This window comes from Veillonella orientalis, assembly GCF_018406505.1.
Classification (GTDB): Bacteria; Bacillota; Negativicutes; order Veillonellales; family Veillonellaceae; genus Veillonella; species Veillonella nakazawae.
The window spans coordinates 928,684-950,355 of record NZ_AP022322.1 but is presented as its reverse complement, the minus strand read 5'-3'; the positions used below and the strand labels follow the sequence as shown (position 1 = coordinate 950,355).

General features: G+C 38.7%; 25 protein-coding genes. All 25 read left to right on the top strand.

The window, feature by feature from the left end; all coding sequences use genetic code 11:
* The first annotated feature begins 2 nt into the window (after nt 1-2).
* Nucleotides 3-1,085, top strand: a complete 1,083-nt coding sequence (prfA, locus tag VEIS1202513_RS04315) for a peptide chain release factor 1 (RefSeq protein ID WP_213467918.1) — start codon at nt 3-5, stop codon at nt 1,083-1,085.
* A complete protein-coding gene (prmC, locus tag VEIS1202513_RS04310) occupies nt 1,078-1,947 on the top strand; it encodes a peptide chain release factor N(5)-glutamine methyltransferase (protein WP_213467917.1) in 870 nt (289 codons plus the stop codon). Before prfA ends, prmC begins: the two co-directional genes overlap by 8 nt.
* Nucleotide 1,948: 1 nt before the next feature.
* Nucleotides 1,949-2,980 (top strand): L-threonylcarbamoyladenylate synthase, encoded by a 1,032-nt coding sequence (locus VEIS1202513_RS04305; protein ID WP_213467916.1) that lies wholly within the window; start codon nt 1,949-1,951, stop codon nt 2,978-2,980.
* 112 nt (nt 2,981-3,092) lie between these two features.
* Complete coding sequence (locus VEIS1202513_RS04300; RefSeq protein ID WP_155086716.1) at nt 3,093-3,539, top strand: low molecular weight protein arginine phosphatase; 447 nt, start codon at nt 3,093-3,095, stop codon at nt 3,537-3,539.
* An 11-nt stretch (nt 3,540-3,550) separates the two neighbouring features.
* A complete protein-coding gene (gene rpiB, locus VEIS1202513_RS04295) occupies nt 3,551-3,988 on the top strand; it encodes a ribose 5-phosphate isomerase B (RefSeq protein ID WP_119207967.1) in 438 nt (145 codons plus the stop codon).
* A 45-nt stretch (nt 3,989-4,033) separates the two neighbouring features.
* The gene (gene glyA / locus VEIS1202513_RS04290; RefSeq protein ID WP_105093887.1) at nt 4,034-5,266 is read left to right on the top strand and encodes a serine hydroxymethyltransferase; all 1,233 of its coding nucleotides are present in this window, start codon (nt 4,034-4,036) and stop codon (nt 5,264-5,266) included.
* 187 nt (nt 5,267-5,453) lie between these two features.
* A complete protein-coding gene (upp, locus tag VEIS1202513_RS04285; RefSeq protein ID WP_060924220.1) occupies nt 5,454-6,080 on the top strand; it encodes a uracil phosphoribosyltransferase in 627 nt (208 codons plus the stop codon).
* A 208-nt stretch (nt 6,081-6,288) separates the two neighbouring features.
* A complete protein-coding gene (locus VEIS1202513_RS04280; RefSeq protein ID WP_060924221.1) occupies nt 6,289-7,314 on the top strand; it encodes a sugar-binding transcriptional regulator in 1,026 nt (341 codons plus the stop codon).
* 58 nt (nt 7,315-7,372) lie between these two features.
* Nucleotides 7,373-8,383 carry a type I glyceraldehyde-3-phosphate dehydrogenase gene (gap, locus tag VEIS1202513_RS04275; protein ID WP_213467915.1) on the top strand — a complete coding sequence of 337 codons (1,011 nt, stop codon included), beginning with the start codon at nt 7,373-7,375 and terminating at the stop codon, nt 8,381-8,383.
* A 13-nt stretch (nt 8,384-8,396) separates the two neighbouring features.
* Nucleotides 8,397-9,575 carry a phosphoglycerate kinase gene (locus tag VEIS1202513_RS04270; RefSeq protein WP_060924223.1) on the top strand — a complete coding sequence of 393 codons (1,179 nt, stop codon included), beginning with the start codon at nt 8,397-8,399 and terminating at the stop codon, nt 9,573-9,575.
* A 1-nt stretch (nt 9,576) separates the two neighbouring features.
* Entirely contained in the window at nt 9,577-10,347 is a 771-nt protein-coding gene (gene tpiA / locus VEIS1202513_RS04265) for a triose-phosphate isomerase (protein ID WP_024065656.1), read from the top strand.
* A gap of 13 nt (nt 10,348-10,360) precedes the next feature.
* Complete coding sequence (gene gpmI / locus VEIS1202513_RS04260) at nt 10,361-11,887, top strand: 2,3-bisphosphoglycerate-independent phosphoglycerate mutase (protein ID WP_213467914.1); 1,527 nt, start codon at nt 10,361-10,363, stop codon at nt 11,885-11,887.
* Nucleotides 11,888-12,002: 115 nt separating this feature from the next.
* A complete protein-coding gene (eno, locus tag VEIS1202513_RS04255) occupies nt 12,003-13,286 on the top strand; it encodes a phosphopyruvate hydratase (protein WP_024065658.1) in 1,284 nt (427 codons plus the stop codon).
* A 188-nt stretch (nt 13,287-13,474) separates the two neighbouring features.
* Nucleotides 13,475-14,485 (top strand): GspE/PulE family protein, encoded by a 1,011-nt coding sequence (locus tag VEIS1202513_RS04250; RefSeq protein ID WP_024065659.1) that lies wholly within the window; start codon nt 13,475-13,477, stop codon nt 14,483-14,485.
* Nucleotides 14,469-15,488 carry a type IV pilus twitching motility protein PilT gene (locus VEIS1202513_RS04245; RefSeq protein WP_213467913.1) on the top strand — a complete coding sequence of 340 codons (1,020 nt, stop codon included), beginning with the start codon at nt 14,469-14,471 and terminating at the stop codon, nt 15,486-15,488. The genes VEIS1202513_RS04250 and VEIS1202513_RS04245 overlap by 17 nt, the downstream gene beginning before the upstream one ends.
* Before the next feature lie 8 nt (nt 15,489-15,496).
* The gene (locus VEIS1202513_RS04240) at nt 15,497-16,672 is read left to right on the top strand and encodes a type II secretion system F family protein (protein ID WP_213467912.1); all 1,176 of its coding nucleotides are present in this window, start codon (nt 15,497-15,499) and stop codon (nt 16,670-16,672) included.
* Between the two features lie 93 nt (nt 16,673-16,765).
* The gene (locus VEIS1202513_RS04235; RefSeq protein WP_256440057.1) at nt 16,766-17,212 is read left to right on the top strand and encodes a competence type IV pilus major pilin ComGC; all 447 of its coding nucleotides are present in this window, start codon (nt 16,766-16,768) and stop codon (nt 17,210-17,212) included.
* A 187-nt stretch (nt 17,213-17,399) separates the two neighbouring features.
* Nucleotides 17,400-17,981 (top strand): prepilin peptidase, encoded by a 582-nt coding sequence (locus VEIS1202513_RS04230; protein WP_024064538.1) that lies wholly within the window; start codon nt 17,400-17,402, stop codon nt 17,979-17,981.
* Nucleotides 17,936-18,397, top strand: a complete 462-nt coding sequence (locus tag VEIS1202513_RS04225) for a hypothetical protein (RefSeq protein WP_060924232.1) — start codon at nt 17,936-17,938, stop codon at nt 18,395-18,397. The genes VEIS1202513_RS04230 and VEIS1202513_RS04225 overlap by 46 nt, the downstream gene beginning before the upstream one ends.
* A 79-nt stretch (nt 18,398-18,476) precedes the next feature.
* Nucleotides 18,477-18,761: a hypothetical protein gene (locus tag VEIS1202513_RS04220; protein ID WP_244856318.1), complete on the top strand. Its 285-nt coding sequence runs from the start codon at nt 18,477-18,479 to the stop codon at nt 18,759-18,761.
* Between the two features lie 107 nt (nt 18,762-18,868).
* Nucleotides 18,869-19,333: a hypothetical protein gene (locus tag VEIS1202513_RS04215; RefSeq protein ID WP_244856316.1), complete on the top strand. Its 465-nt coding sequence runs from the start codon at nt 18,869-18,871 to the stop codon at nt 19,331-19,333.
* Nucleotides 19,334-19,367: 34 nt separating this feature from the next.
* Entirely contained in the window at nt 19,368-19,721 is a 354-nt protein-coding gene (locus VEIS1202513_RS04210; RefSeq protein WP_244856314.1) for a hypothetical protein, read from the top strand.
* A gap of 9 nt (nt 19,722-19,730) precedes the next feature.
* Nucleotides 19,731-20,585, top strand: a complete 855-nt coding sequence (locus tag VEIS1202513_RS04205; RefSeq protein ID WP_213467909.1) for a hypothetical protein — start codon at nt 19,731-19,733, stop codon at nt 20,583-20,585.
* 79 nt (nt 20,586-20,664) lie between these two features.
* Complete coding sequence (locus tag VEIS1202513_RS04200; protein WP_244856312.1) at nt 20,665-21,165, top strand: fimbrial assembly protein; 501 nt, start codon at nt 20,665-20,667, stop codon at nt 21,163-21,165.
* 205 nt (nt 21,166-21,370) lie between these two features.
* Entirely contained in the window at nt 21,371-21,562 is a 192-nt protein-coding gene (locus tag VEIS1202513_RS04195; RefSeq protein WP_129823105.1) for a hypothetical protein, read from the top strand.
* The last annotated feature ends 110 nt before the right edge of the window (nt 21,563-21,672 follow it).

Here is a 21,672-nt window from a genome sequence, read left to right as displayed (position 1 = left end):
ACATGTTAGTAGATAAATTACAAGTTATTGAAGATAAATTTATGGACCTGGAGCAGCGCATCAGTGACCCTGAAGTGATTGCACGCCAAGATGAATGGCGTAAATTAACACGTCAACATGCTCAATTATCTGAAACAGTTGAAACATTCCGTACTTATAAAAAAGTATTAGCTGGTATTGATGAAGCTATGGAAGTTATTGAAGATAAATCCATGGATGAAGAATTCCGTGAAATGGCACAAGAGGAATTAAAAGAGCTAAAACCTCAAAAAGAGGAATTAGAAGATAAATTACAAATCCTATTATTGCCTAAGGACCCTAATGATGATAAGAATATTATCATTGAAATTCGCGGTGGTGCCGGTGGTGATGAAGCAGCACTATTTGCAGGCGATTTGTTCCGTATGTACACAAAATATGCGGAAAGCCAAGGTTGGCGTTGTGAGATTATCGATGCCAATGAGCCTGAATTAGGTGGCTTTAAAGAGGTTATTTTCTCCGTAGATGGTGAAAATGTATACTCTAAGATGAAATTCGAATCTGGTGTACATCGCGTACAACGTGTACCTACTACAGAAACACAAGGTCGTGTACATACGTCTACAGTTACAGTAGCGGTATTGCCAGAAATGGAAGATGTTGATATTGAAGTTAATGAAAAAGACTTAAAAATCGACACCTATCGCGCGAGTGGTGCAGGCGGTCAGCATATCAATAAAACTGAGTCTGCTGTTCGTATTACTCACTTACCATCTGGTATCGTTGTAGCATGTCAAGATCAACGTTCTCAATTACAAAACCGTGAAAAAGCCATGCGCGTATTGCGTGCAAAATTGCAAGACCAAGCTGAGCAAGAGGCTATTTCTAGCATGGCAGCAGACCGTAAGAGCCAAGTTGGTACAGGTGACCGTAGTGAACGTATTCGTACTTATAACTATCCACAAGGTCGCGTAACTGATCATCGTATTAACTTAACATTGTATAAATTAGATGCTATTTTAAATGGCGATCTAGATGAAATCATTCAAGCCTTAAATGCTGCTGACCAAGCGGCAAAAATGCAGGAGGCTAATACAAATGCATAAGGAGATTTGGACAATCGGTCGTATTCTCCAGTGGACAGAGCAGTACTTTCAAAGCAAGGAGATGGATACACCTCGACTTGATGGGGAAGTACTGCTTTCTCACGTTTTAGGCAAGGATCGTATTTATCTATATACCCATTATGACCAACCGCTTATTCAAGAGGAACTCGATGCTTTCAGACCTCTCGTTCAAGAACGAGCTAAGGGGCATTGTGTAGCGGCTATTATTGGGGAAAAGGACTTTATGGGATTGACCTTTAAGGTTAATGATAAGGTATTGATTCCACGACCTGATACAGAAACGTTGATTGAGCATGTACTAGGCACGTATCAAAAGGATAGTAATATTCGTATTCTTGATGTATGTACGGGCCCTGGCACGATATTATTAAGTCTATTGAACTATTTGCCGAATGCGTGTGGCATGGGTATTGAAATATCTACAGATGCCTTGTCAGTGGCGAAGGAGAATGGTGAAAGATTCAATTTAAATGATCGTGTTCAATTGTTAGAGTCCGATATGTTTTCTGCCCTAGATGGTAAAAATGAACAATTTGATCTCATCGTATCAAATCCACCCTATATCCGTACTGGGGATGTTAAATTATTGTCTCAGGACGTATTAAATGAGCCCCATATTGCCTTGTTTGGCGGTGAAGATGGACTTGATTTCTATCGTATTTTGGCTAAAACATGTGGCACATATTTAAAATCGCAAGGCCATATAGCCTTTGAAATAGGTTTTGATCAAGCTGAGGCTGTAAAGGCTTTATTAGAAGAAACAGGGCAGTACTCTAATATTCGATGTATTACTGACCTTGGTGGAAATGACCGCGTTGTAACAGCTGTATATGAGGGATAATATGGATACTCAAATTATTACAAATCCATCAGATCAAGAACTAGATATGCTTGCTCGCGCCTTGCGTAATGGCGAAATAGTGTCCATTCCTACAGAAACTGTATATGGACTTGGCGCCAATGGACTTGATCCAGAGGCAATGGATAAAATCTACGCCGCTAAAGGTCGTCCATCCGATAATCCACTTATTTTACATGTTCCTAATAGTGAAAGTATAAAACCTTTAGTAACAGAGGTTTCAAATACGGCACAATTATTAATGGATACATTTTGGCCTGGTCCATTGACAATCACATTGCCTAAATCAGATTTAGTGCCAGATCGTGCTACAGGTGGCTTGCCTCGTGTGGCGTTACGTTGTCCTGATCATGCAATTTGTCGATCCTTATTAGAGCGTACCGGTGTACCGGTAGCGGCTCCTAGTGCTAATATATCTGGACGGCCAAGTCCGACAACGGCACAAGATGTTTACCATGATATGAAGGGCCGTATTTCCTATATTTTAGATGCAGGACCATGTATGATTGGTGTAGAGTCTACTGTTGTAGAAGTACATGATGACAAGGTCATTATATTGAGACCAGGTGGAATAACAAAAGCACAACTTGAAGCTGTTGTATCTACGGTTGAGTATGATACTGCTCTCGTTAATGCTACAACTAAGCCTAAAGCTCCTGGTATGAAGTATACCCATTATGCTCCTGATGCACCTATGACAGTTGTTGTAGGTAGTCCAGAGCGGGTGGCAAGTACTTTTAAAGAGCTTTCAGAGGGGATAGAAGGTCCTATAGGTTGTTTAGTGAGTCATGAAACGTATAACCTTATGAAAGAGGATACACGCTTTATATTCCATTGTTTTGGCAACTATGGTGATGCCTTATCATTAGGCCATGACTTTTATAAAAGCCTATTATATTTTAATGAAAATCATGTTGCCTTAATCTTGGCAGAAGGTGTTGATGACGACGGTTTTGGTGTTGCCATTATGAACCGCATGGAAAAGGCCTCGAGTCATCATATCATTTATAAGTAAATTTACTGAAATAAAAATGTCCACTGATAATAGAAATATGTCTTTACATATTGGATGAATTTGCTATAATGTATAAAGTAATCACAAAATGTGATTAAGTAAGGATGTTATTATGAATATTTTATTTGTATGTACCGGTAATACTTGCCGTAGCCCTATGGCTGAAGGTATTACACGGGCCCTTGCAGCGGAGCAACATAAGGATGTGACGACTGTATCAGCTGGTCTATTTGCCGCCTATGGAGCAAAACCAACTGAACAAGCCGTAGAAGCCGTCCGTTCCATTGCAGATATTTCTGATCATGAATCGAGACCATTGACGATGGAGCTCGTTAATGCAGCAGATCTTATCATTGGTATGACGAAAGATCACAAATCTGTACTACTTCGCCAATTCCCGTTTGAGGAAGGTAAAATCAAAACGATTTCCGAGTGGGGTGGTCAAGATGGTGATGTTACAGACCCATATGGGTCTGATCAAACCGTATATAATCAATGTGCGGAACAAATTTATCACTTAGTAGAAACTGGTCTTACATCAGTGCCTCAGAAGGCGTAGGAGATGAAATTATGAAAGTTGCAATTGGTTGTGATCATGGCGGATTAAATTTAAAGGCATCCGTTAAGGAATTGTTAAATGCATTGGGACATGAAGTAGAGGATTTTGGTTGTCATACACCTGATTCTTGCGACTATCCTGATATTGCTGTACCTGTAGCAAATGCAGTCGTATCTGGTCAAGCAGACAGAGGTATTTTGATTTGTGGTACTGGTATTGGTATCGGTATTGCAGCAAATAAGATTGCAGGTATTCGCGCTGCTCTTTGTCATGATACATTCTCTGCTCATGCATGTCGTGAACATAATGACGCTAATATTCTCACAATGGGGGAACGCGTTATTGGTCCGGGCCTAGCTAATGATATTGTTGCCATCTTTATGAAAACAGAGTTCGAAGGTGGCCGTCACGCACGCCGTGTAGAGAAAATTAAAACATTAGAGAAGTAATACATCATTACCTATATATATTCGTTTTGCACGAGGAGGATACTCATGAGTTTCTTAGAAAAACAAGACCCTAATATTCAAGCTGTTATCAATCAAGAATTAGCACGCCAACGCGATAAATTAGAAATGATTGCTTCTGAAAACTTTGTTTCTCAAGCCGTAATGGAAGCTCAAGGTAGCGTATTAACTAACAAATATGCAGAAGGGTATCCTGGTAAACGTTATTATGGTGGTTGTGAAAATGTTGATGTTATCGAAACATTAGCTATTGAACGAGCAAAACGCTTGTTCGGTGCAGAACATGCCAACGTACAACCTCACTCTGGTTCTCAAGCAAACTTTGGTGTGTATTTCGCATTATTACAACCAGGTGATACTATTGTGGGTATGAACTTATCCCACGGTGGTCATTTAACTCATGGTTCTCCTGTTAATGTATCTGGTACATATTTTAATGTAGTACCTTATGGTGTAGATGCAGAAACACAACAAATTGATTATGATGAGTTCCGTAAAATCGTATTAGAAGCTAAACCTAAATTGATCATTGCTGGTGGTAGTGCTTATAGCCGTCAAATCGACTTCAAAAAAATGGCTGATGTAGCTCATGAAGTTGATGCTATCTTCATGGTAGATATGGCTCACTTCGCAGGCCTTGTAGCAGCAGGTTTACATCCAAATCCTGTAGAACATGCTGATATCGTTACTACAACAACTCATAAAACATTGCGTGGTCCTCGTGGCGGTATGATTCTTTGCAAAGAAAAATATGCAAAAGCAATCGACAAAGCTATCTTCCCTGGTATTCAAGGTGGTCCTTTAATGCATGTTATCGCTGCTAAAGCTGTAGCATTTGGTGAAGCATTACAACCTGAATTTAAAGTATATGCACAACAAGTTATCGATAATGCAAAAGCATTGGCTGCTGCATTGCAAGAAAAAGGCTTAACAATTGTTTCTGGTGGTACAGATACGCACGTTATGCTTGTAGATGTTCGCAATACTGGTTTAACAGGTAAAGAAGCAGAACACTTACTTGATGAAGTAGGTATTACATGTAATAAGAATACAATTCCATTCGATCCTGCTAGTCCATTTGTAACAAGCGGTATCCGTCTTGGTACACCAGCTCTTACAACACGTGGCTTACAAGTAAAAGATATGGAAGAAATTGCAGACATCATTGCAACTGTTCTTAAAAATCCTGAAGATAAAGCAATTCATGAAGAAGCAAGCAAACGTGTGGCAGCACTTTGTGAAGCGTATCCTTTATACTAATCTATTAGATTAATTATAATAATTACATATTTGTAGTCCTATAAACCTATATGTAGCATAAAAGGGGTGTGCCTAGGCACATCCCTTTTAATATTTTTATGGCATGATTTATTAATCTGTGATAGAGTAAATATGAATATTAAATGGATACCGATAGGGTATGTAAATTATTTATAGGAGGACAGTCATGAAAGTTAATGTTATGACACATCCATTGATTCAACACAAAGTTACATTGATGCGTGATGCAGAAACAGGCTCTAAGGATTTTAGAGAATTACTTGATGAGATTACTATGTTGATGGGTTATGAAATCACTCGTAACCTTCCATTAGAGGATGTAGAAGTACAAACACCTTTAACTAAAATGACTGGCAAACGTATTGCAGGTAAAAAATTGGGTATTATCCCAATTCTTCGTGCTGGCCTAGGTATGGTCAATGGTATGCTTAACTTGATTCCAACTGCAAAGGTTGGTCATATTGGCTTATACCGTGATCCAGAAACATTGAAACCTGTAGAATACTACTGCAAATTACCTTCTGATGTAGGCGAACGCGACTTTATAGTAACAGATCCAATGTTAGCTACTGGTGGTAGTGCAGCAGCTGCTATTACATTGTTAAAGGAAAAAGGCGCTAAAAATATTAAGTTAATGTGTCTTGTTGCGGCTCCTGAAGGTGTGGAAGCAGTGAATAAAGAACATCCCGATGTTCCTATTTATGTAGCGGCCCTTGATGAAAAACTTAATGATCATGGTTACATCTTGCCTGGTTTAGGCGATGCTGGTGACCGTATCTTCGGTACAAAATAATATAAATCATATAAAGCGACATAATTTAGGTACAAAGTTGTATAAAATATCTAAATTATGTCGTTTTCTTCTATAAAGTCTTGAATAAAATCTACATAGGGTATACAATAAAGATGTAAAAGTATTTTTTTGTTTTAGGTGGGACGAATTTTGTTCACATGGGACGAAAAACGATTCATACAATCCTAACGGGTAAAGGAGGGACCCGATGAACGAGTTTCTAATGATATGTGAACGTATTGTTCCTGAAATCGTTAGTGTATTAAAGGAGCGATACAAAATATTAAACCACCTAGTTTATGAAGAGCCTATAGGCCGTAGGACATTAGCTACTGCAACGGACCTTCCAGAGCGAACCGTACGAAGTCATATTGAGTTAATGCGTGCTAATGGTCTTGTAGACATTTATAAACCAGGAATTTTTCTCACTGATGAGGGACATGCAATTGTTCCAAAGTTGCGAAATTTTTTAAATGAATTAGATCGTATTAACGAGCTAGAACATCGATTGACTGAAGCACTTCATATCGATAGGGTTATCATCACTCCTACAGAAGGAACGTTGATGGTTAAAAAGTTAGGTTTTGCAGCGGCAAAGTTATTACAGGAATTATTAGAACCTGACTCTGTAGTTGCTATCAGTGGTGGCAGTACAATGGCTGCCGTAGCCGAAGAGATGCCTGTATTACCATTTAATCCTATTGTTGTACCTGCCCGTGGGGGCGTTGGTGAGGTAGTTGAATATCAAGCTAACGTAATTGCTTCAGTGCTGGCTGAACGACTTCGTGGGACCTATAAAATGCTCCATTTACCTGATGGGCTTTCGCAAGACTCATTGCATATGCTAATGACTTGCGAACCTCAAATTAAGGAAATTGGGGATCTCATTAGTAGGACTGACGTATTATTGTTTGGTATTGGCACAGCTATGCGTATGGCGGATCAGCGCCATATAGCTGATGATGTGCGTAAGCAGTTAGTTGATAATCATGCTGTTGGCGAAGCTCTTGGTCAATATTGCGATATAGATGGTAAGTTGATTTATTCCACTAATAATATTGGTTTATCTCTTCCAGATGTTGCAAAAATTCCAAATGTAATTGCTGTGGCTGGTGGACAAGATAAATCGAGTGCCATTATTGGTGTTATGAGAGCTTGTCAAAAAGGCATACTTATCATTGATGAGCAAGCTGCAGAAGGTATGCGTCAATTGTTACAAATTTCAGCGTTATAAGTGAAGTTAGTAGTTAAATATTTTGTTAGAATATTTTTGTTATTAGGAGGATCTAACAATGGCAGTAAAAATTGGTATTAACGGTTTTGGTCGTATTGGTAAATGTGTAGTACGTGCAGCGATTAACAATCCTGATGTAGAAGTTGTAGCAATCAATGCTACTGGCGATAATGAAGGTACTGCATTATTGTTAAAATATGACTCTGTTCATGGCACAATTCCTAACGAAGTAACATTTGATGAAGAAAATATCTACGTTGATGGTAAAAAAATTCGCGTATTCCATGACCGCGATGCTTCTAAATTGCCTTGGTCTGAAGAAGGCGTTGAAATTGTTATGGAATGTACTGGTAAATACCGTGATGCAGAGGAAGCAAAAGTTCATTTGAATCAACCTACTGTAAAAAAAGTATTGATTTCTGCACCTGGTAAAAACGAAGACTTAACAATGGTTATGGGTGTTAACCAAGATATGTACGATCCTGCAAAACACCACATCATCTCCAATGCATCTTGCACAACAAACTGCTTGGCTCCATTCGCTAAAGTATTATGTGATGAATTCGGCATTAAACGCGGCATGATGACAACTATTCATTCCTATACTAATGACCAAAAAATTCTTGATGCACGTCATAAAGACCCTCGCCGTGCTCGTGCAGCAGCTATGTCTATCATTCCTACAACTACTGGTGCAGCAAAAGCTGTTGCTAAAGTATTGCCTCAATTAAAAGGTAAATTAGATGGCTTTGCATTGCGCGTTCCAACTCCAGACGTATCTGCTACAGATCTTGTTTGCGAACTTGAAAAACCTGCAACTAAAGAAGAAATCAATGAAGCATTCCGCAAAGCAGCTGCTGGCGAATTAAAAGGTATCTTAGGTGTATCTGATGTGCCATTAGTATCTTGTGACTTCAGCTCCGATCCACGTAGCTCCATTGTTGACGCTGATTTAACAATGGTTATGGATGGCAATATGGTAAAAGTTGTTTCTTGGTATGATAACGAATGGGGTTACTCCGAACGTCTTATCGACATGGCAGCATTCGTAGCAAGCAAAGGCTTATAATCGGGAGGCTTTGATGAAACAAACAATCGAAGGTTTACAAGTAGATAATAAAACAGTATTTGTTCGTGTTGATTTTAATGTTCCTATGAAAGACGGTGTCATCACTGATGACACTCGTATTCGTAGTGCATTACCTACTATCAATTATTTAATTGAAAAAGGGGCAAAGGTAATTCTTGCTTCTCACTTTGGTCGTCCAAAAGGGGAACGCAAACCTGAAATGTCTTTGGCACCATGTGCAAAACATTTATCTGAGCTTATCAACAAGCCAGTAGCATTCGTAGATGACTGCATTGGCCCTAAGGTTGAAGCGGCTGTAAAAGCATTACAACCAGGCGATGTATTGATGCTTGAAAACTTGCGTTACCATAATGAAGAAACTAAAAACGACCCTGAATTTGCTAAACAATTGGCATCTCTTGCTGATGTAGCAATCAACGATGCATTCGGTGTATCCCACCGTAATGCAGCATCCGTAGTTGGCATTGCTGATTACATTCCTATGGCAGCAGGTTTCTTGCTCAAAAAAGAAATTGATGCATTAAGTGCAGCTGTAGTTCATCCAAAAACACCTATGGCAGCTATTATCGGTGGTGCTAAGGTAACAGATAAAATTTCTGTTATTTCAAATCTTTTGCCTAAAGTTGATGTAATGATCATCGGCGGTGGTATGGCAAATGCTTTCATTAAAGCACAAGGCTGCAACATTGGTAGCTCTTTATTTGAAGAAGGTCAAGAAGCTATTGCTACAGATCTTGTTATGGAAGCTCGCGTAGCAGGTGCTAAATTATTGACACCTATCGATGCTGTAGTAGCTGATGCTTTCAGCAACGACGCTAACACTAAAATCGTTGACGTTGAAAATATTGAAGATGGTTGGATGATTCTAGATATTGGTCCTAAAACACGGGAGCTCTATGTAGAAGCATTGGCGCCAATGAAGACTATTATTTGGAATGGTCCTATGGGTGTATTTGAAATGGAAAACTTTGCAGCTGGTACTAATGCAGTAGCAAAAGCTGTAGCTGAATCCGATGCGATGACTATCGTTGGTGGTGGCGACTCTGTAGCGGCTATTGAAAAAAGTGGCTTAGCAGATAAAATTAGCCATATCTCCACAGGTGGTGGTGCATCTTTAGAATTCTTAGAAGGCAAAATTCTACCAGGTATTGCTGCATTGTCTGAGGCATAATATGAGAAAACCCATTATTGCAGGGAATTGGAAAATGAATGGCACCATTGCGTCTGGATCTATTCTGATCGAAGCGTTTAACAGCGTGTTACAAGATATGGAATTATCCTGTGATGTAGTTGTTTGCCCGCCTTTCACAGCTATCGAACGTGCTGTAGCACTAACACGAGATACAGCTATTGAAGTAGGCGCACAAACTATGGATTATCATGATGCTGGTGCATTCACTGGTGAAATTTCACCACTTATGCTTACAGAGATAGGCGTCAATTATGTTATTATTGGTCACTCTGAACGCCGTGAATATTATGGTGAAATAGATGAGACGGTAAATGCAAAAATCAAAAGTGCATTTCACCATAATTTGACTCCTATTGTCTGTGTTGGTGAAAGTTTAGAACAACGTGAATCCGGGCATACTCTAGACTGGATTACGTCTCAACTTAAAGGTGCTTTAGTTGACGTTCCAAAGGAACAAGTTAGTCAATTGATTATTGCGTACGAACCAATTTGGGCTATCGGCACAGGTAAAACAGCAACTGCTGATCAAGCTGAAGAGGTATGTAAAGAAATTCGTGATTACATTCGTTCTTTATACGATGATGAGACTGCTGATGCCGTGCGCATCCAATATGGTGGTAGTGTTAAATCCGAAAATGCTCGTGAAATCCTTGGGGAACCCAATATTGATGGTGCCCTTGTAGGTGGTGCATCTTTAGTAGTTGATGAATTTATTGATATTATTAAAGCGGCGAATGAAGTAAGCGCTTAATATGAGGTTAAAAATGGCTAAATTAAAGGCTCCCGTAATGCTAGTTATCCTAGATGGCTTTGGCATGGGAGATCAATCAGATACAACCAATGCTGTAGTACAGGCGAAGCCGCACTGTTTTAATCAATTATGGGATACGTATCCACATACAAAATTAGAAGCATCAGGGCTTGCAGTAGGACTTCCAGAAGGACAGATGGGGAATTCTGAGGTTGGCCATTTAAACCTTGGCTCTGGGCGCATTGTGTACCAAGATTTGACTCGTATTACTAAAGACGTTGAATCTGGTGAGTTTTATAATCGCCCTGTTATGCAGGAATTATACGAAGTTGCTAAAAAACAAAGCTTACATCTTATCGGTCTAGTATCAGATGGCAATGTACATTGTTCCTTAGAGCACATTAAGGCAGTTATCAAAGGGGCTCATGATCATGGTATTGAGCACGTTTATGTACATGCCTTGCTCGATGGTCGTGACGTAGCCCCTCAATGTGCACAAGGCTATTTAAAAGACTTAGAAGCATATATGGCAGAGCTAAACTGTGGTAAAATTGCCACCGTAAGTGGTCGCTATTATGCAATGGATCGGGATAATCGTTGGGACCGTGTCGAACTTGCTTACAACGCTATTGTACATGGTCAAGGTGAAAGTGCCGCATCAGCTTGTGAAGCGGTACAACAATCCTATGATAAGGATGCAGCTGATGAGTTTGTTCTTCCTACAGTGATTGACGCTGAAGGAACTATCAAGAATGGTGATGCTGTTATCTTCTGTAACTTCCGTCCAGACCGAGGTCGTGAGCTTACAAAAGCCTTAGTGTTGCCAGACTTTGATGGCTTTAACCGTGAACCATTATCTTTATACATGGCGACTATGACTAAATATGAAGATGGTTTACCAGTTCATATTGTGTATGAAAAGGACATTTTATCTGAAACACTAGGCGAAGTACTAAGCGTAGGCGGCTATCGTCAATTGCGTATTGCTGAAACAGAGAAATACGCTCATGTTACGTATTTCTTCAACGGCGGTAAAGAGGAGCCATTTGAAGGTGAGGACCGCATACTTGTGAAATCTCCACAGGTGGCTACCTATGATTTACAACCTGAGATGAGCGCTTATGAAGTAACCGATAAAGTTGTACAAGCTATTCAAGATGAAACGTATGACATGATCATCTTAAACTTTGCAAATCCAGATATGGTAGGTCATACAGGTAGCTTTGAAGCAGCTGTTAAAGCAGTTCAGGCTGTAGATACTTGTTTAGGTCGTATCGTTGAGGCTATACGCAGTAAGAATGGCCACTTATTGATTACAGCAGATCATGGTAATGCGGAGCTTATGGTTAACCATGAAACTGGCAAAGTTCATACGGCGCATACAACAAACTTGGTTCCTTTAATTTTAATGAGTGATGCCTTAAAATCAGCTACATTAGAGGCTGGCAAATTATGTGATATTGCTCCTACATTATTAGACTTGGCTGGTATAGAACAACCAGAATCTATGACAGGTCATAGTTTAGTACAAAAAGTATAATATAGAACTTTCACTATATTAGTAGTTAACAAGAGTTATAACCTATATGGTTTTGCTCAATATATAATATCTGTCGCATGACAGTTATCCCATTAGATTTTTATGAGGTGAAGAAATGGCAGTAATTGAACAAGTCATTGCAAGAGAAATTTTAGATTCCCGCGGTAACCCAACTGTTGAAGTTGAAGTATGTTTAGAAGATGGCACTATTGCAACAGCTGCAGTTCCATCTGGTGCTTCCACAGGTAAGTTTGAAGCTGTAGAATTACGTGATGGTGATAAATCCCGTTACTCCGGTAAAGGTGTATTAACAGCTATCGATAATGTAAATGCTAAAATCGGTCCTGCCATTATTGGTTATGATGCGACTGAACAAGTAGCTATCGATAACTTGATGTTGAAATTAGATGGTACAGACAATAAATCTAACTTAGGTGCTAATGCAATTCTTGGTGTATCTATGGCAGTAGCTCGTGCAGCAGCTGAATCCTTAGATTTGCCATTATTTGCATACCTTGGCGGTTTCAACGCAAAAGAATTGCCAGTTCCTATGATGAATATCTTGAATGGCGGCGCACATGCGGATAATAACGTAGATATTCAAGAATTTATGATCATGCCTGTAGGCGCGGAATCTTTTGCTGAAGCTCTTCGTAGCTGTGCAGAAGTATATCATACATTAAAATCTGTACTTCATGATAAAGGTCTTAGCACTGCCGTAGGTGACGAAGGTGGTTTCGCTCCTAACTTGGCATCCAATGAAGAAGCGTTAGAAGTAATTTGTGAAGCTATTAAAGCGGCAGGTTATGAACCTGGTAAAGACTTTAAATTAGCTCTTGATTCTGCATCTTCTGAATTCTATGAAGATGGCAAATACAATTTAGCTGGCGAAGGCAAAGTTAAAACAGCTGCTGAAATGGTGGATTTCTACGAATACTTAGTAGGTAAATACCCAATCGTATCCATCGAAGATGGTCTTGCTGAAGAAGATTGGGATGGTTGGAAATTATTGACAGAACGCCTTGGCGATCGTGTACAACTCGTTGGTGACGATTTATTCGTAACTAATACAAAACGCTTAGCTCGTGGTATTGAGCTTGGTGTAGGTAACTCTATTCTTGTAAAAGTAAACCAAATCGGTACTTTAACAGAAGCATTTGACGCTATGGAACTTGCTAAACGCGCAGGTTATACATGTGTAGTATCTCACCGCTCTGGCGAAACAGAAGATACATTTATCGCTGATATTGCAGTAGCTGTAAATGCTGGCCAAATTAAGACTGGTGCACCAGCTCGTTCTGAACGTGTAGCTAAATACAATCAATTGCTTCGTATTGAAGAAATGTTATACGAAACAGCACAATATAAAGGTAATGACGTTTTCTATAACTTAAAATAAAAATCGTCTTAGCTAAAAGTGCAATAAGGGCGCCCTTCGGGGCGCCTTTTTTGTATGCCCAAAAATAGAAAAGTTTTCGCTTCGTGGATTTTTAAAAATAAAAAAGGGATTTTGGTGATGATGTCGAAACCTATAACGCCATACGCTAGTGTGAGGTAAAAACATACCGCAAGGTATAGGAGGTGACCATGTATGTAGACGTAACATTAGACGACATTATCCTATATGCTTTAGAACATCATGTCAGCGATATTCACTTTGATCCCACAAAAAGTGGTGTCCAAGTTCGGTTACGACAAGATGGATTACTACGAACAAATATGACTGTGTCTTCTGAAGAGGCTGAACTTATTATCAATCGCATCAAGGTTTGTAGTGCATTAGATATTAGTGAAAAGAGATTGCCTCAAGATGGTCGATGGGCTTGGAGTCATAAGGATAGATCTGTAATAATGCGCGTATCCACATTACCCAGTTTGTATGGCGAGACCTTAGTATGTCGGCTCATGGGGAATGAAGGGAGTCATAAGGATCTAAAAGCCTTAGGTATGCGTACAGATATTTTTGAACATATTGAAGGGCTACTCAAACGTCCTTATGGATTGTTACTCATCTGTGGGCCTACCGGTAGTGGTAAAACGGCTACCTTATATGCCATGTTACGCATGTTAAATCTCGAGGAAACAAAGCTCATATGTCTTGAAGATCCCGTAGAGGCTGAAATTAAAGGAGCCATACAAATTGGTATTAATGAGAAGATTGGCTTTACATTTGCCAAAGGGCTTAGATCAGTGCTACGGCAAGATCCAGATACGATTATGATTGGTGAAATCAGGGATAAGGAGACTGCAGAGCTGGCCGTTAAATCTGCTTTAACAGGGCATCGAGTGTTATCTACAATTCATACTAACACAGCTATTGGTGTTGTAACGCGTCTCATGGATATGGGGGTAGAACCGTATTTAATACGGGCTACTTTAATGGGGGCAATAGCGCAACGTTTAGTTCGAAAATTTGATGGCACCACGTATCATGGACGGACTGCGCTCTTTGAATATTTAGAAATACCAACCAATTCAGTTCACTGGGATCAATTAGAAGCACATTTACTTTTGTCCCTAGAGGATTCCGCTCGTGAAGCTGTATCTCAGCATGTTACATCGATAGAGGAGGTGCATCGTTGTGGACTCATGCTGTAATAGTGGAAATTTAGAAACCATTGTTGAACAAGCAATACAATTATCATCCACAGATATTCATCTACAATGTGGTGAGCCTATCTATTTGCGACATGGTGATGGATTGAAGGCTACTGCGTTTATATGTACTACTATCTTAATTGAAGATATTTTACGACGTTGTGGTATAGCCTCTTATGAATGGCAATCTCTCGATGAAGCTTGTTCCTGTTGTGGCGTGCGTATACGTGTTCATCTATATAAGGCTAATCAAACGATATGTGGGACACTGCGGTTATTGTGCCATCAACAACTTAAGCTAGAGGATAACAGTGAAGGACATTTACTTCAAAAACTATGTGAAGCACATGATGGTCTATTGCTTGTATGCGGGCCTACAGGTAGTGGGAAAAGTTTTACCTTAGCCTGTTGTATTGACTATATAAATCAAACTATGGAGCGTCATATCATTACCTTAGAAGACCCCATAGAATTTGAGTTTAAGCCTAAGAAATCTTTAATTCATCAACGCCAATTAGGTGCCGACATTAAGTCTATGTCTAATGGTATTCGCGATGCATTGCGGGAGGACCCAGATGTCATTATGGTTGGAGAGCTTCGAGATCGTGAAACATTAGAGGCTGCTCTTCATGCGGCTGAAACGGGGCATCTTGTGATGGCCACTATGCATACGCAAAGGGCCGTGATGGCTGTTCACCGCATGATTTCACTATTTCCTGGTGAACAACAAGAGGAGATTCGCAGTCAAATATCTCAAGTGTTACGTGCTGTTATATGTCAACGACTCCTTCGGTGGAATAAAAAGTTTATTACCATTCGTGATATTTTGTTAAACACTCATGCAGTGGCAAATTTAATACGCACCCGTAAGGAACCGCAAATTATCTCTATTCAAGAAACACAATTGCCTATGAAAACACTAGAAATGGCCGTAAGAGATGTAAAAGCACAATATGGAACGCAGCATCAACTTCATACGCTATTAGATCAACAATTATTGTAGGTGCAGATATGGAGGCTTATGAATATGTCGTAAAAAATGAGAATAATGAAACAGTAAAAGGTTTGATGTGGGCTGATTCAGAACAGGAGGTCGGTACACGGTTAAAGCGCGATGGATACAAGATTTATAAAATCACTCTACAAGTGAATAAGAAAAAGCATAAGTGGAATCATACCATGGTGGTAGATGTAACCTATCAATTGGGATTACTCATCGAGTCTGGTGTGCCTTTACGGAGGGCATTACAGTTACTCTGTCATGGGAAGCGAGGGCTTTTATATACAGCCCTCTATGAATCGATTGAAAGAGGCCAAACCTTATCGCAAGCATTGCGTAGTGAAGGCTGCCCTGCGATAGCCTTAGCACTACTAGAAAGTGGAGAGGCAGCAGGCACTTTAGGTGAAAGCTTACAATACATTTCACGTCACTATGACTGGGAGCGACAATTGCGACAAAAGGTTATGAGTGCTATTTCTTATCCCATATTTCTTCTTCTCATGATGAACGTATTCTTTCTCGTTACCATCCTGTTTATCATTCCATCCTTTGAGAAGGTTTTTACTACCATGCATATTACATTACCATTGATGACACGAGCCCTCTTTGCATTAGGACAAGGGTTAAAGAGTCATCCTATATTAGTCTTTATTATGCAGTGTGTAGGGATAGGTGCTTTAGTCTTTGCATACCATCAACATAGTATAAAACACAAAGTACATCGTTGGCTTTGGCTGTTGGCTCACCGATACCAATGGATGACCTGCATTTACTATACGAGTATGCTAAAGGTTTGGGCCCTTTTGTTAGATTCTGGAATTTCTATTATTCATACTATGAATATCACAAGACCTTTATGGGGCAATATGTATGGTGCCGAATGTAGTGAGAAAGTAGAGGCAAAGTTATTAACTGGCCATTCTTTTGAAGAGAGCCTTAGAACTGAGAATATTGGAAATTCCTTTATATGGCAAATGATTTCTATTGGTGAGGAAAGTGGAGAGCTCGTTAAGATGCTACATCATTGTGGACATTACTATGAATCTATACTTTCAAAATATATCGCTCGACTAGAGAGGCTTTTAGAACCAATTTTGCTAACTGTAATGGGAATTGGTGTAGCCGTTTTAGTTGTATCTGTTATGTATCCATTATTTACATCTATTGCTAAGTTGGGAGGACAATAGCTATTTATAGTTGCATAATAGCTATTTATAGTTAGCACAATAGAGGTCAATATAAATGGATAGCTGTTATTTAATCATTATAAGGAGGATATTATGAGTTCTGTTATACATATGGTTCATGGTTTAAATTCTCGATTAGAACTATGTGGTCAATGGGTTTTAGACCACTTACATATTTCTCGTGTTCGGGAAAATCTCAAGAAGTCGAGAAAAGGGGGCTTTACCCTTGTTGAGTTAATGGTTGTAGTAGCCGTTATTGCCATATTGGCAGCTATTGCGATGCCACAATTCTTATCGGCTGCTGATAGAGCACGAAATGCGAAGGAAACGGCAGATATTCAAATCATAAAAAATGCAACGCAGCTCTATATGATCGACAAGAATGTAGATACACCACCAACTGTAGAAAATCTATATAAAGAAGGTTATCTTACAGAACATGTTAAGACTCCAAAGGATAAGGAATATACCATTACTTATGAAGTGGTTAATGGCGGTACGGCAAAAGCAGTTGTAGTTAAAGCACCTGACGCACCTTAACGTAACTTATATGTAGAATTTAGCATCTAGCATCTAATATCAGTATCAAGTAACTAGTATTTAGTATTTAATGTGCATGTATTAATGATAGGAATGTAGTTTTAGGTTTTCATATATATGTAGATTTAGGTTTTCATATATATGTAGTTATATCAATCGTTAGATTTACATATCTATAGTTGATTGTATGGAAGGACAAGGTATGAAAGGGACGCATTATGTTATAGCCCTGATCGTGTATATAGCATCCATAGTACTACCTATTATAGTTTCATCCCAGGTAATATCCTTTATTCACGTTGCTTTGTATGCTGTGTTTTCACTCATCATCATAGCAGGTGCTACCATCGATATGCATTACTATATATTACCTGATGAAGGGGCCTTAGTGCTTGTTATAGGTGGCATTTTGTACAGCTTTCTAAATGATAAGTCTATGCTTATAACAATCATAAGTGTTATGACTGTAGGTACTATTACATATGGACTTCGTCTTATTAGTCATAAAGGTTTTGGACTAGGCGATGTGAAATGGTTTTCTGCTATTTCCATGTGGCTTACGCCCTGGGAGATTATATGCTTTTTTTACGTAGCCTTTTGCGTTGGTTCTCTCTATCTCTTACTAACGAGCTATCGTAATCGATATATTCCATTTGGTCCCTTTCTATGCTTTGGTGGTTGGTGTGCCTTACATGGCGGGTCCTATATGGAGGTGTTATATCAATGGTTAAGGCACAACCTATACATCATCAGTTTGGCTCTTTGTTAGCCGAGTGGATTATTGCTATTAGTTTATTTTTACTTTTGATTTCTCTGTCTTTGCCTATTGTTACGACGCCCAGTCGTTATACATTAAATGGAAGTACTCAAGAAGTGGTATATATGTTAAAAAAGGTTCAACTTTGGTCCATGCTTGGTCATAAGTCGAATGGGAAAGGGCGAATGTTATTCATATTAAATAAAGATAGCTATACCTTAGAGGAGGATGCGCATCATCATACAGTCGATATATCGTTACCTACAGGGATTGAAAACGTACAACCTTTAACGATTATCTCTTTTTCTTCTCTAGGATTGCCTTATGATGGAACGGAACTTATTTTAAGGGATCGAGAAAGTGGTGAGAGAAATCGTATATGGATATCTGTGCAGACGGGACGTATTCGATGGGAAGAAGTACACTAAGGGATTTATGTATGGAGATGCCTTAGTATCAACAGCCATTATTATGTTTATATTGCCTGTTATACTATCTGTATTTTGGATGGCTACCTTGACAATCTATAAGGCGTATTATTGGGATTATATAGTACAAGACACTGTAACATATTTAGAGGAAAGTAAGTCCCAGTATTACAAAACAGGTCACATTCAAGAAGGGATTCATAACTCTCAATTTATTATGAGCCCTAGGGAATCTATTACTTATAAAACACACATAGAACCTACCGTAGAAAATGGCATTGCCCTACAACGATTAACTGTACAGGCCATAGATAATGAAACTATTGTGTATAGCTTATCTCTCGTTTTGGAGGAAATACGTTGAGTACTCATGATAAACAAAGTGGTTTTATTTTGTATTCCACACTTATGAGTATAACTATTTCTACTATCGTTCTAACCTTATTATTAGGGATAGTTTTTTACGGAGTTATGTGGAATGCAAAATTAATAGATAGTGTTGCGATGATGGAGGATGGCCGGTATACAAGGCGTATGGTTGTAGCTCAAATTATATGGAATCCTGTACAGGTAACTGTAGAGGATAGAAATAAGACTTTATATGTTCACGATACTAAACGGACTACATTAACTGTACAACGCCATGCGCTGTATAGAAAGCTTACGGATGGCAGCTTGCAGCCGGTTAGTGGTAGCCGCATTATAGGTACAAAAGATAAGCGAAATGTTGGGTATACACAAGAGCATCCATTTAGTATAGATGAAAGTGAAACTATCCACATGCGTTGGTATATTACTAATCGATTTACTGGTGATAAGCAATATACTGCTGGATATGGAGGATTAGCTATATATGAAGTTTCTATAGGTCAAAGTAGTATATATGATTGGTATAAATATCATGAGGAACCGAGTCATGAACATGGGAACCAATAATGCTGGATTTATTACATATGTAGCGATACTTACAATGTCTTTTTTATTATTGTTAGCATTTATGGGGCTGCATATTGGTCAAATTTGTGAAGGTAATGCAATAGATGAATTGCATTTAGAAGAGGCACACTATGCAGCTCAAAGTGGAGCACATTGGTTTGTAGGCTATTGTAGAGCGGGTAATACATGGGACTTTCAGCAAAAGCTAATAGTAGCTGATGATGCGGACGTGGAAATAACGATTGAAGCTGACTCAGTATCAGAAAACCCTCGTCATGTTATGAGTTATGGGAAATTGAAGCGTCACAAAATTGTCAGTCGAGTACATATGTATGTGACGGTAGATAAGGATAATAATATGCATGTTATAAAGGTAAAACCATATTGAGGTGAATCTATGAAACGAAAAAAGAAAATACATACTGGAGTATGCATTACAGATGAACATATTGTATGTGTTACAGCTCATGTAGAAAATAAAACTATGGTCATTACCGATGCACTAGAAATGAAACGCAGTGCACCTATTGATGAGGATATTCGAAAATTTATTGAAATGTATGATTTAGATGATGGCGCCTACAGCATTGTTGCAAATATCGATACACAAATGCATGTGGCACCTTATGATCCTCACGATTTTGATATGAAAGAATTCATCAAGTGGAATGTAGAGGATTACTTTAGCTTTGATGGAGATAGCTTCCAAATGGATGCGTGTCGTCGAGAATATCCAAGACATAATTATCATATGTTTATGGTAGCTGTAGAGCGTCATTCATTAGAACTGTTAAAACAAGGAATACGAGACACTTATGCTCCAGTAGATGTAATCGATTTTTGGCCTATCCCCATTTGTTACGGTTTGATGCGGCGTAGTGGGACTGTAACAGGCGTTGTTGAAAAGGGTGATTTACACTTATGGCTATGGTGGAACGATATATGTATTCAAGAATGTAGAATTCCAATTACTAGTACCGATGTAGCAGAAGGGATAGAACAGCTTGAGGTTAGATTGCAGGAGTTTGGCGTAGATGAAATACAAGGCATTAAGCTGTATGGTTTAGAACAATTAACTGAAGAGGAACGAAAGGATATGGAAGCTATTATTTCTATATATGGCGAGACGGAGTATATTCCGCTACTATTTTTAGGTCGTGGTCGTAATCGGTGTAAACAAGGCCAACTAGATTGGGATATGGCCATTGGTATGGCAGCAAGGGGGCTTAAATGGATTGGCTTGGGCTGGTAAGGATAGACACATTAATTTAATGCCTCGTTCGTTACATTGGCATAGTATGTGGCACAGATATCGATATTATCTATATGGAATGAGTATTATATACGGAATAGTAGGATTATTATCTCTAGGTTATTGCTGGACTAGTTACGAACATTATAAAGCTGAAAAATTAGAACTATTGAGTCTATTAGAAAATCCACAGTATCAGTCCATAGGGAAACAGTATGCAGATATAATAGCCATTAAAGATCAAATTCTTAAGAATAGTTCAAAATATAATACATCATCTATGATTCAAAATACTATAGTCCTATATGTCATTGATATAGCTATGGAGCAAGGTATTAGTTTACAGCACCTCCATATAAAAGATGGACAGATTAGTGTGGATGGTGTAGGTGTTACTGATGATGCGTGTCGTAAGTTTATAGCTAGTCTTCAACACAGACTAATAGGAATGGAGTGTCATGGAACAGTTAAAGCAGATAAAGGTATATATACATTCCATGTGGAAGGATCTAAAGGAGAGCACAACACATCCAGTAGAGAAGATACTAATGATCGTAATAGTGTGGAGCATCATCATTAGTAGTTCACTATATGGATTTATTAGTTTAAATCAGAAAGTTACTCAATTAAAAGAGCGACAAGAAAACTATGTTATTAAAATGCATGCTGAGTCAGATTATATTGTATCTAAGGAAGCCAAATTGTTAGAGTCATTTATGCAAAATAAGGTATCTAACACGAGTTCTAATACAAGTGTTTTTGATTCTTTGCAAGGAGAACCATTAATGATTGTTAGTACTGATGAGCATGAAGGTGTATTAGAGTTAACTGTATTAGGGAGTACAGAACGACTTATAAACTGGATTAATACTGTTGATGAGAAAGAACCTTCACGCCGTATAGAAATAGAGGACATAGAACGGAAAGGCAATGTAGTATATGTACATTGTGCAGTGAAACCAATTATGAGGTCTTAACATATAAATTATTTTTAGTAATACTAATAGAGACAGATTATAGAGAGTTAGTCTATAGTCTGTCTTTGTTTTTGTAGCATTTTATAGTACAATGAAGGATATGAAATAAT

Bases quoted from the DNA above. Each gene is read 5' to 3' on its own strand.
- VEIS1202513_RS04280 (WP_060924221.1), top strand. From the start codon at position 6,289: ATGAACGAGTTTCTAATGATATGTGAACGTATTGTTCCTGAAATCGTT.
- VEIS1202513_RS04230 (WP_024064538.1), top strand. From the start codon at position 17,400: ATGGAAGGACAAGGTATGAAAGGGACGCATTATGTTATAGCCCTGATC.
- VEIS1202513_RS04305 (WP_213467916.1), top strand. From the start codon at position 1,949: ATGGATACTCAAATTATTACAAATCCATCAGATCAAGAACTAGATATG.
- VEIS1202513_RS04270 (WP_060924223.1), top strand. From the start codon at position 8,397: ATGAAACAAACAATCGAAGGTTTACAAGTAGATAATAAAACAGTATTT.
- glyA (WP_105093887.1), top strand. From the start codon at position 4,034: ATGAGTTTCTTAGAAAAACAAGACCCTAATATTCAAGCTGTTATCAAT.
- VEIS1202513_RS04210 (WP_244856314.1), top strand. From the start codon at position 19,368: ATGTCTTTTTTATTATTGTTAGCATTTATGGGGCTGCATATTGGTCAA.
- VEIS1202513_RS04235 (WP_256440057.1), top strand. From the start codon at position 16,766: ATGAGTTCTGTTATACATATGGTTCATGGTTTAAATTCTCGATTAGAA.
- VEIS1202513_RS04205 (WP_213467909.1), top strand. From the start codon at position 19,731: ATGAAACGAAAAAAGAAAATACATACTGGAGTATGCATTACAGATGAA.
- gap (WP_213467915.1), top strand. From the start codon at position 7,373: ATGGCAGTAAAAATTGGTATTAACGGTTTTGGTCGTATTGGTAAATGT.
- VEIS1202513_RS04225 (WP_060924232.1), top strand. From the start codon at position 17,936: ATGGTTAAGGCACAACCTATACATCATCAGTTTGGCTCTTTGTTAGCC.
- eno (WP_024065658.1), top strand. From the start codon at position 12,003: ATGGCAGTAATTGAACAAGTCATTGCAAGAGAAATTTTAGATTCCCGC.
- VEIS1202513_RS04250 (WP_024065659.1), top strand. From the start codon at position 13,475: ATGTATGTAGACGTAACATTAGACGACATTATCCTATATGCTTTAGAA.
- rpiB (WP_119207967.1), top strand. From the start codon at position 3,551: ATGAAAGTTGCAATTGGTTGTGATCATGGCGGATTAAATTTAAAGGCA.
- VEIS1202513_RS04240 (WP_213467912.1), top strand. From the start codon at position 15,497: ATGGAGGCTTATGAATATGTCGTAAAAAATGAGAATAATGAAACAGTA.
- prmC (WP_213467917.1), top strand. From the start codon at position 1,078: ATGCATAAGGAGATTTGGACAATCGGTCGTATTCTCCAGTGGACAGAG.
- prfA (WP_213467918.1), top strand. From the start codon at position 3: ATGTTAGTAGATAAATTACAAGTTATTGAAGATAAATTTATGGACCTG.
- gpmI (WP_213467914.1), top strand. From the start codon at position 10,361: ATGGCTAAATTAAAGGCTCCCGTAATGCTAGTTATCCTAGATGGCTTT.
- VEIS1202513_RS04220 (WP_244856318.1), top strand. From the start codon at position 18,477: ATGGCTACCTTGACAATCTATAAGGCGTATTATTGGGATTATATAGTA.
- tpiA (WP_024065656.1), top strand. From the start codon at position 9,577: ATGAGAAAACCCATTATTGCAGGGAATTGGAAAATGAATGGCACCATT.
- VEIS1202513_RS04300 (WP_155086716.1), top strand. From the start codon at position 3,093: ATGAATATTTTATTTGTATGTACCGGTAATACTTGCCGTAGCCCTATG.
- VEIS1202513_RS04215 (WP_244856316.1), top strand. From the start codon at position 18,869: ATGTGGAATGCAAAATTAATAGATAGTGTTGCGATGATGGAGGATGGC.
- upp (WP_060924220.1), top strand. From the start codon at position 5,454: ATGAAAGTTAATGTTATGACACATCCATTGATTCAACACAAAGTTACA.
- VEIS1202513_RS04195 (WP_129823105.1), top strand. From the start codon at position 21,371: ATGATTGTTAGTACTGATGAGCATGAAGGTGTATTAGAGTTAACTGTA.
- VEIS1202513_RS04200 (WP_244856312.1), top strand. From the start codon at position 20,665: ATGAGTATTATATACGGAATAGTAGGATTATTATCTCTAGGTTATTGC.